Source organism: Bacillus sp. UNC125MFCrub1.1 (genome assembly GCF_000701305.1).
Taxonomy (GTDB): Bacteria; Bacillota; Bacilli; order Bacillales; family Bacillaceae; genus Bacillus; species Bacillus altitudinis.
This window is the reverse complement of record NZ_KL370769.1, coordinates 245458-254555: the sequence shown is the minus strand read 5'-3', so window position 1 is coordinate 254555 and position 9098 is coordinate 245458. Positions and strand designations below refer to the sequence as shown.

At 41.6% G+C, this 9098-nt stretch carries 8 protein-coding genes; 1 reads left to right on the top strand and 7 read right to left on the bottom strand.

Features of this window, described 5'->3' with window-relative positions:
- Positions 1 to 815 (top strand): BclA C-terminal domain-containing protein (locus tag N521_RS14095; RefSeq protein WP_035391806.1); only part of this gene is annotated, 815 nt, incomplete at its 5' end.
- A 31-nt stretch (positions 816 to 846) separates the two neighbouring features.
- Here the strand turns inward: N521_RS14095 and N521_RS14090 are convergent.
- The 7 genes from N521_RS14090 to nirB all read right to left on the bottom strand — a co-directional run bounded on the left by N521_RS14090 (position 847) and on the right by nirB (position 9072).
- On the bottom strand, positions 847 to 1407 hold the full coding sequence (locus N521_RS14090) for a CatB-related O-acetyltransferase (protein WP_008346603.1): 561 nt from the start codon (positions 1405 to 1407) through the stop codon (positions 847 to 849).
- A 64-nt stretch (positions 1408 to 1471) separates the two neighbouring features.
- Entirely contained in the window at positions 1472 to 2839 is a 1368-nt protein-coding gene (locus N521_RS14085) for an MATE family efflux transporter (protein WP_035391804.1), read from the bottom strand.
- A gap of 19 nt (positions 2840 to 2858) precedes the next feature.
- A complete protein-coding gene (dacB, locus tag N521_RS14080; RefSeq protein ID WP_035391803.1) occupies positions 2859 to 4343 on the bottom strand; it encodes a D-alanyl-D-alanine carboxypeptidase/D-alanyl-D-alanine endopeptidase in 1485 nt (494 codons plus the stop codon).
- Between the two features lie 131 nt (positions 4344 to 4474).
- Complete coding sequence (locus tag N521_RS14075) at positions 4475 to 5455, bottom strand: pectinesterase family protein (protein WP_035391800.1); 981 nt, start codon at positions 5453 to 5455, stop codon at positions 4475 to 4477.
- 99 nt (positions 5456 to 5554) lie between these two features.
- The gene (locus N521_RS14070) at positions 5555 to 6247 is read right to left on the bottom strand and encodes a DUF421 domain-containing protein (protein ID WP_035391798.1); all 693 of its coding nucleotides are present in this window, start codon (positions 6245 to 6247) and stop codon (positions 5555 to 5557) included.
- A gap of 66 nt (positions 6248 to 6313) precedes the next feature.
- Positions 6314 to 6637, bottom strand: coding sequence for a nitrite reductase small subunit NirD (gene nirD / locus N521_RS14065; protein WP_008346593.1), 324 nt, complete (start codon positions 6635 to 6637; stop codon positions 6314 to 6316).
- 23 nt (positions 6638 to 6660) lie between these two features.
- On the bottom strand, positions 6661 to 9072 hold the full coding sequence (nirB, locus tag N521_RS14060) for a nitrite reductase large subunit NirB (RefSeq protein ID WP_017358862.1): 2412 nt from the start codon (positions 9070 to 9072) through the stop codon (positions 6661 to 6663).
- Positions 9073 to 9098 lie beyond the last annotated feature (26 nt).

Genomic DNA, 9098 nt, shown 5'->3' with positions numbered 1-9098 from the left:
CAACCGGTCCGACTGGTGCTACTGGTATCACAGGTTCAACCGGACCTACTGGGGCAACGGGTATCACGGGTGCTACTGGATCTACTGGTGCCACGGGAATCACAGGTTCAACCGGACCTACTGGGGCAACGGGCAGCACTGGACCAACTGGTCCGACTGGCGCTACGGGAATCACAGGTTCAACTGGAGAAACTGGTGCCACGGGTATCACAGGTTCAACTGGAGCTACTGGTGCTACAGGAATTACAGGTTCAACCGGACCTACTGGGACCACTGGCAGCACGGGTGCAACTGGTGCCACTGGAGGCACCGGTCCAACTGGAGCTACCGGAATCACTGGTGCCACTGGAGGCACCGGTCCAACTGGAGCTACCGGAATCACTGGTGCCACTGGAGCTAGCGGTCCAACTGATACGGCACTTTATGCTGGAAATACAACAGGTCCTACAATCATTACTATTGCTGGTGGTACGAACATTGCTTTACCAAGTAATCAAAATATTAATGGATTTACGCCGAATGGTTCAAATGATACATTCACAGTCCAGCAAACAGGTAAATACTATATCACATATCAAGTAAATACCACTACTGCACTTTTAGTGAGCACAAGGCTATGGTTGAATGGATCAACTGCTATTCCAGGTTCAATTCAGTCCTCTGCCGTATCCACAACTTTTATGAGCAATACAGTTATTGTCAATTTAACAGCAGGAAATACAATTTCATTACAATTTTTCGGAGCGGTTGTAACAGCCATTCTAATAGGTGGTGGTGCAACCGGTGCATCGCTTACCATCATTAGACTCAGCTAAGTGAGACGAAGATAAAAAAAGAAAGGCTCTGTCAGCCTTTCTTTTTTCTATCTTCAATTACGCTTATACAATGGTCAATATCAGGAGATTGCAAAAGGTGAAAAATAGACTGTATGAAAGAAAACTCTAAATTCCACCATTCTAATAACTGAAGTTTTTCAATGATATCCGAAGAAAACCGATATTTCATGAGCCGCTGCGGGTTCCCTGCGACAATCGCATATGGAGGCACATCTTTTGTAATCAGACTATTTGCTCCAATGACTGCCCCGTTTCCTATCTGTACTCCTGACATGATTGTTGCTCCATATCCAATCCAAACATCGTGCCCTATACACACATCCCCTTTTGATCGTGGATGTCCTTTAATATGGGCAGCATCTGTGAAAATTTGATTGAAGGGATATGTGGTGACCCAATCTGTTCGGTGTTCACCACCAAGAAAAACTTTTACTTCGTTTGCGATGGAACAAAACTTCCCTACATTCAGCGTTGTTCCTTCTCCCCACGTCAAGACTTGAAAATCTGGTCCGGCATAAGTGAAGTCACCGATATCATACGAACTGAGCTCACTTCTTTGATTTAAAAACATAGAAGATCAGACCCCCTACAAAGTAATCGATCTTCGTATGTATATGCCAGATGATAGGCTAACATTATGATTGGACAAGTGCAACGATCTGCTTTTTCTTCCATACCAGTCGATAATAGCCGTATTGGAGCAATAAGTTTACAAAAAAGGCTGCAGGATATCCTATCCATATTCCTTTGATCCCAAGCGATGTATGGTGTGATAGCACATAAGCCACTGGTACTTCAACAAGCCAAATGGAACAAATACTAAAGATGGTCGGCCATAGAACTGTTCCACTTGCTCTCATCGTGGCAGCAACGATTTGTGCTGTTCCGAAAATGAGATAGCTCCATAGTGTAATCACGACCAAACTATATGCAATATCAATCGTTGCAGGATCTGTTAAAAAGATAGATAAAATTTGTGGTGCGAAAATATAGACGAAAATAATAATCAATCCGCCTAACGCAAAGTTTAGCCCCAGCCCAATTTTAATGACATCTTTCAAACGATTCATGTTTCCTGCGCCAATGAACTGTGCGGCGAAGATAGAAACCGCAATACCAAGGCTCACTGCGGGCATCTGTACATAACTTACGACTTGATTGACAACGCCATAAGCTGCGGTCGCCTGTGATCCATAATCGTTGACAAAAGAAATGACAGCAATTTCTGATAAAGAAATGAGAATCATATTAATACTAGAAGGGATACTTAACTTTAATAGCGTTTTTAATAAATCCCCTTTCATCAATAAATGCTTTCTAACCGACGCATCAATGCGCAGCGGGTGCTTTGTTTTATAAAGATAGATATGAAGAATGATAAACGTAACGATTGTAGAAATCACAGAAGAATACGCAGCACCATATAAACCAAATGCCGGTAAACCAAGCCAGCCGAATAATAAGATCGGTAGCAGTAAAATATTTGTTCCTGTACTAATCATTAAGAAATAAAATGGAGTTTTCGAATCTCCTGTTCCTCGTAAAAAAGTTGTATAGACAAAATAAAGAAATAAGATGGGCATGGAGATGAATAGGATTCTGGCATATGCCGCACTTTCCTCCACAATATTTGCAGGTGTCCCCATCAAATGTAAAATATCTGTGGCAAAAAAACCTCCAATGACAGCTAAAGAAAGTCCGATTAAAAAGGTGAACGAAAGCGTTGTACCGATAATTTCCTTTAACCTCTGCTCATTTTTTGCTCCGTATGCTTGTCCAATCAGGATCGAGCTCCCTGATCCAATCCCAATGGAAAAAGAAACAAGTAAAAAGAAAAGTGGAAAGAATGCCGAAATCGCAGCTACTGCATCCTCTCCAATCCATCTACCGACAAGCACAATGGAAACAAGCTGTCCAATTGATTGCAAAATATTGCTTAATAAAAGTGGAATTAGAAAGATCGACATGGTTTTTACTAAAGATTGATTATTATCTAACGTCATGATGGTTCTCCTTCTCTGTCTAAAGATCCTCAGCTAACATGCTGACAATTCGGTCTTCTATCTCTTTTCCTTTTTCGTCATCAACGAGATGATTCAATAAGATGGAAAAAGCAAGCGTTTTTCCACTCTGCGTTTCAATATATCCAGATAGTGTGCTGACCGTTGATAGTGTACCTGTTTTTGCACGCACTTTTTCTAGTGTAGCTGGTTCTTTCAATCTATTTCTTAATGTACCTCCCACCATACGCTCACTTGCCCCAGCTAACGGAAGTGCATGGACATAGGTGTTAAACCATTTTTCCTTTTGAATGTTTGTCAAAAATAACGTGAATTGATTTGCAGAAACAAGGTTAATCGGTGATATGCCTGATCCGTCTCTCAACACAGTCATAGATGCATCTATGCCATAGGCAGGAAGACGTTCATTCAGCACGTCAAGCCCTTTGTCAAAACTCCCTTTGTTCTTTACCCGCTTCCCAAGTTCTTTTAACAGAATTTCTGCATGTGTATTGTTGCTTAATTTCATCATCGGAACAAGAAGATCGGATAAAGGCATTGATGTATGGGAAGCGATTTTTTTCGCTTTTTTAGGAACTTGTTTTGTTTTGAGTGGTCCTTTCAGCTGAATCCCCTCAGCCTTTAATGCTCGTTTCATTAAGTCTAAAGCATACGTTGTCGGTTCCCATAATGCGACCCATTGTTTAGACGAAGATGCTTTTAGCGGAATCGTCCCAGTCAGTGTAATTTTGTTTGTACCGTGAGAGCGTTTAAAAGATACTTTCTTCTTTCCTCCTTCTGGCACAGTTTTCACTTGATTGACAACTTGAGCGACGTCAGTCTTCGGGATCATCTCATAGCTGGCCATCTGCCCTGCTTTCTTTCCCGGCTTGACTTCGAGAATGATCGTTCCTGCATCATAATCCTCATTCGGTGAAGCAGTAAGAGCAGATATTTGAGCGCCGTAATATTGATCTTCATCACTCCACGGCAGATCGATGGAATACCTTGTGTCATCAAACCAAGTATCATCAGCCGCAAGCTGTCCACGAATCGTATGTATTCCGGCCTTTTTGACTTGTTTGGCTAATGTGGCAAAATCGCTTTCTAACAATGTAGGGTCTCCAGTTCCTCGGAGATAAAGATTGCCGTGCAATGTTTTCTTTTGGATTGAACCATCCATCCAAACGTCTGTTGGAAAAGTGTGTGTTTCACCCAGTAGATCGAGTGCGATAGCAGATGTGAGTAGTTTCATATTAGAAGCAGGAGTCAGACGGATGTCCGCTTGATGTTCATAAAGAAGGGAAGTGTCAGAAGTATCGCGTACGCTGATGCCAGCAATCGCGCCCTCTAGATCAGGTGCTGTTCGAATGAATTCGTCTAAGGAAGTGATCCATTTTGATTGATCATCATGAGCTGTTAGTTGTTCATCTTTCACTGAAAAAGGGAGAAATAACATCGACAAAATACATAGTTGTAAAAACATGACCTGTGAGAAACGTTTCACGCAATCCCTCCTTTTTAGAAAAGCAGCCAAATTTAGCAGATTATGTTCATTATACACAAAAGAACGTTTGTTCTCAAAGGTTTTTTAAACAGAAAAGTCAGCTTTCTTTGACGAAAACTGACAAGCCTCTTTTACCTTTTTTCAGGATTCCAGCCATCGCTTCCGCTAAGCACGGATTGAACGGTGATTTGACTTGCTTCGTTTTTTGTTAATATCGTTGACCACTTCACCCGGTTTGCCACATGACTCCCTGCGCCCGTTGATCCATATTCTTGATATCTAGCCGTTCTCTCGTTGTCTTTGTTATCCCAGTTATGCCATCCCTCAGCTTTAATATGTTCATCCATTTTTGTTTGGAGGAACGTGACAGCCGAATGAGGTCTCCACGGACGGCCTAAGTAAACAGATTGAGACGCAGCCGTTCCTTTATTTAATGTGGAATCAATAAAAACGTAGCCATACTTTTGCGCTTCTGTTGTGGATGCCGCTGTAATATACCCATTTCCAAGACTTTTTATTTCAGCTCTTTTAAATACAGCCGTTGCTGAACCAAATATGAAGTCAACCGTGCCCTCGATATAGCAATTTTCATAATATTGTCTTCCTGTGCCTGTGGCATATAGTGTATCTTGATAACCGAGAACACGTACGTGTTTAAACACAGCCCGGTCCCCGGACACATAAAGGGCAACTGCCTGCCCTGCGTTTCGGCCAGCTGTATTTTGAAACGTGATATTTTCTGCGTAAAAATGATTTGCCCGAATCATTGTACTTGAGCTATTGGTTGTGCTCCCGCTGCTTGCATTTGTATCATCATACGTCAGAATCGTCTGATACTGATTTTCTCCAATAAAGGACACATACGGCTTATTTTGCGGAAGAAAAATCTTTTCTTTATACACACCATTTTTAATATATATCGTCGTTTGCTGTTGATTGTTCACTGGTATCGCATCAATGGCAGATTGAACTGTTCGAAATGTCCCATTTCCTTTTTGATCGACAATAAGCACACGGTTTGTTTGATGGTTGTGTCCAGCTGCTTGCGCATAAGCTGAGTCAAAAAGCAGTAAGGCCAATACCATCATCAGCAGTCGTTTTCCGTACTTCATCACGCATCTCCCCCTTATATTGTGAACGTTTTCATTGACGTATTCTTTTTGATCCTATTCAGTTATAAAACAAAAAAACACAAAAAAACATCCACTGTGTTAGGTTGTGGATGTTTTTTCATATTTCATCGCATAAATTCCTTCATTTTCAATCCATTCACAAAATAGGACGTCTTTATAGGAGGAAATGTGCTGCTTTTTCAATTGCTCTCTCAGCCACGCTTCATCAAATCCAGCTTCCTTTAAATCTTTTCTTAAAATCTCTCCGTCGATAATAAACGTTCTAGGTAATGTGACTTCTTTTCCTTTCACGTTCACATCTTCTGCTGTAGCTGGTGCATACTTCATTTTCGGAAGTACACTCACAGACCCGTCCGTTTCCAAAATGGCATATTCAATTTCATTAAGAGCAAAATGCCCTTTCGCTCGAATCAGCGTCTGCAGCTGATTTAAATCAAGCATATTTTTCTTTAATCGATTGTAGTGAATCTTTCCTTTATCAATCACAAGAGTCGGTCTTCCCTCTAAAAAAGCGCGAATGGATTTGAATTTTTGTGAAAGCCATTCAACTGTGTAGATTAAAACGCCCCAGACTGCAACTGCAAAAAGGATATGTAGCACGCTGACTTCTGGATCAAAAATGGCGTTACCAACCATCTCCCCTAAAATCAGTGCAGAAATAAAATCAAACGGCGTGATTTGTGCAAATTGTGTTTTCCCTAATAGCTTTGTAATGGAAAATAAAGCGAAAAATCCGATAAAGAGTTCAATCAAAATATTAAAAAATGGCACACATATACCTTCCTTTCTCACTGCATGTACTTACAGCATGTACAGGAAAGGAAGGTTCTAAACCATTTATGAAGGCAGTAAAATAAAGACGTCGTCTCCCTCAACCAATGCTTCATATGTTTTCACGCATCCATGATCTGGTTCTTGAACATTTCCTGATGAAAGGTTGATTTTCCAATCATGCATTGGACAGAAGACATGATCTCCGCTCACCATTCCTTCAGCTAGTACACCGCCTTTATGAGGACAGCGATTTTCAATGGCTTTGAACTGCTTGTTAGAGGTTTGAAAAACAGCTAATTCAAGTGGACCGGCTGCGACTGTTTTCCCTAGCTGCAACGGGAAATCTGATATTGTACCAATATGAACTTTTACAATTGAAACTGTCATCTGATCTCATCCCTTCAATTGATTTAGACGGAAGCAGTTGCCTTTTGAAATAATTGTCTTGTTTCTGTTTCGTTCTCTCGAATCTCTTGCCACGGTTCTTCATAAGTTGAAAGTGCGATGTCCATTCTTTCGATGAGTGCTGCACGTTTCTTGTCATCTAGCAGGACCGTTTGGATATGATTCAATCCAAGCCGTTCAACCCAAGCGGATGTTCTCTCTAAATAATTTGCGGTTTCTCTGTAATATTGAAGGTAGGCTGCGGCCATTTGTTCTACTTCTTCTGCTGTACTTACTTTCATTAATAAGTCTCCAGCTCGTAAATGTGTCCCTCCATTCCCGCCAGCATACAATTCAAATCCCCCATCGATACCTACGATGCCAAGATCTTTAATCCCAGATTCAGCACAGTTTCTTGGACAGGCTGATACGGCCATTTTGACTTTGTGCGGTGTGGCAAGTCCTTCAAATTTCTTTTCAAGTGCGATCCCAAGAGAAATGGAATCCTGCGTTCCGAATCTGCAAAATTGTTCTCCAACACAAGTTTTGACGGTTCTTAATGATTTTCCGTAAGCATAACCAGACGGCATATCTAAATCAGCCCATACTTTTGGTAAATCTTCTTTTTTGACACCTAAAAGGTCGATTCGCTGCCCTCCAGTCATTTTCACAAGCGGTATCTCATATTTGTCAACGACATCCGCTATTTTTCTCAGGTCATTAGCATTTGTCACGCCTCCGTACATACGTGGAACGACCGAATAGGTACCATCGTTTTGGATGTTGGCATGCATTCGTTCATTCACAAATCGCGAGCTTTTTTCATCTTTGTAGTCAAGCGGATACATCATCCCTAAATAGTAATTCAGTGCAGGCCGGCACTTTGAACAGCCTTCTTCTGTTTCCCAGTCAAGTACATTCATCACTTCTTTGACATGCTGCAAACCTTTCTCTTTTATTTCATGAATCACTTCATCTCTTGATAAGGTGGTGCAGGCGCAGATGGTTTCTTTTTGCGCAGTGCGGTTTGCATCATCGCCTAAAGTGTGCCATAAAATCTCTTCCACAACAGGTTGGCAGCCTCCGCATGACCGAGAAGCACTTGTACATTGCTTGACCTCTTGTATAGTCGTTAGGCCTTCTTTTTGAATAGCTGCCACTATTTGACCTTTTGAGACACCATTACAGCCACAAACGATATGGTCGTTTGCCATTTGTTCAATCGTGTTTTCTTGCGCCAGCTCATTTGATGTTAAGACAGATACTTTTTCCATATCTGACATATCAACACCTTCTCTAATGTACGAGAATAAACGTGGTCCATCGCTTGTTTCTCCAAACATGACGGCGCCGACTAATCGGTTTTGCTGGAAGACTAGTTTTTGATAAATACCTTGCTGTTCATCAAAAATTTTAATCGCTTTTTTCTCATCGTTTTCGATAAAATCTCCAGCTGAAAATACATCAACCCCTGATACTTTTAGCTGTGTCGATAGTACAGATCCTTCATAAGGCGTCGGGGCCATATCACAAACATGCTTCGCAAGCACGTTTGCTTGATCGTATAATGGCGCAACAAGACCGTACGTTTGTCCTCTATGTTCAACACATTCTCCGACTGCGTAAATCCGCGGGACACTTGTTTCCATGAAATCATTGACGATAATCCCCCGGTTCACTTCAATGCCGCTCGTTTCGGCAAGCTTGTGATTCGGTTTAATTCCTGCTGCCATGACCACCATATCTGTCTCTAATGTAGAACCATCTGAAAATGTTAGCCCTTCTACCCTTGTATCTCCTAAAATCTCATTTGTCTGTTTTCCTAATAGAAAGCTCATGCCTTGTTTTTCTAAAGCTGCTTGCAGAAGCTGACCTGCCACCGGATCGAGCTGCCGGTCCATTAGATGAGAGCCAAGATGAATGACGGTCACTTCCATTCCTAAGTTTAGTAGACCACGCGCGGCTTCAAGTCCAAGGAGCCCGCCTCCAATGACGGCTGCTTTTTTGTACATCATAGATGCTTTGACCATTTCCTCTGTGTCTTGTAATGTACGAAAAGCTGTTACCCCTTTTTTATCGCTCCCTGGAATGGGCGGGATGAACGGGAGGGACCCTGTCGCTAAAATTAAACGGTCATAATGCACGGTCCGTCCTTGATCACTCATAACGGTTTGATTGTCTGGATCGATCTTCACAATGGTCTCATTTGTAAACAGCTGAATATGATGTTCTTTGTACCAATTCCAATCGTTTAACGTAATATCCTCTGTCTTTGTATCCCCTTGGAGAACTTTCGATAAAAGAATCCGATTATAGTTAGGATACGGCTCAGTTCCAAATACAGTCATGTCGAATCGTTCATTGTCTGTTTTTAAAATGTTTTCGAGCGTTCGGATACCAGCCATACCATTCCCTACTAATACGAGTTTTTCTTTCATGAAAAACACCCCTCATGTGATCGTTT

Coding starts and splice junctions, on each gene's coding strand:
- N521_RS14090 (WP_008346603.1), bottom strand. CDS start 1,407: ATGTTTTTAAATCAAAGAAGTGAGCTCAGTTCGTATGATATCGGTGAC.
- N521_RS14085 (WP_035391804.1), bottom strand. CDS start 2,839: ATGACGTTAGATAATAATCAATCTTTAGTAAAAACCATGTCGATCTTT.
- N521_RS14075 (WP_035391800.1), bottom strand. CDS start 5,455: ATGAAGTACGGAAAACGACTGCTGATGATGGTATTGGCCTTACTGCTT.
- nirD (WP_008346593.1), bottom strand. CDS start 6,637: ATGACAGTTTCAATTGTAAAAGTTCATATTGGTACAATATCAGATTTC.
- nirB (WP_017358862.1), bottom strand. CDS start 9,072: ATGAAAGAAAAACTCGTATTAGTAGGGAATGGTATGGCTGGTATCCGA.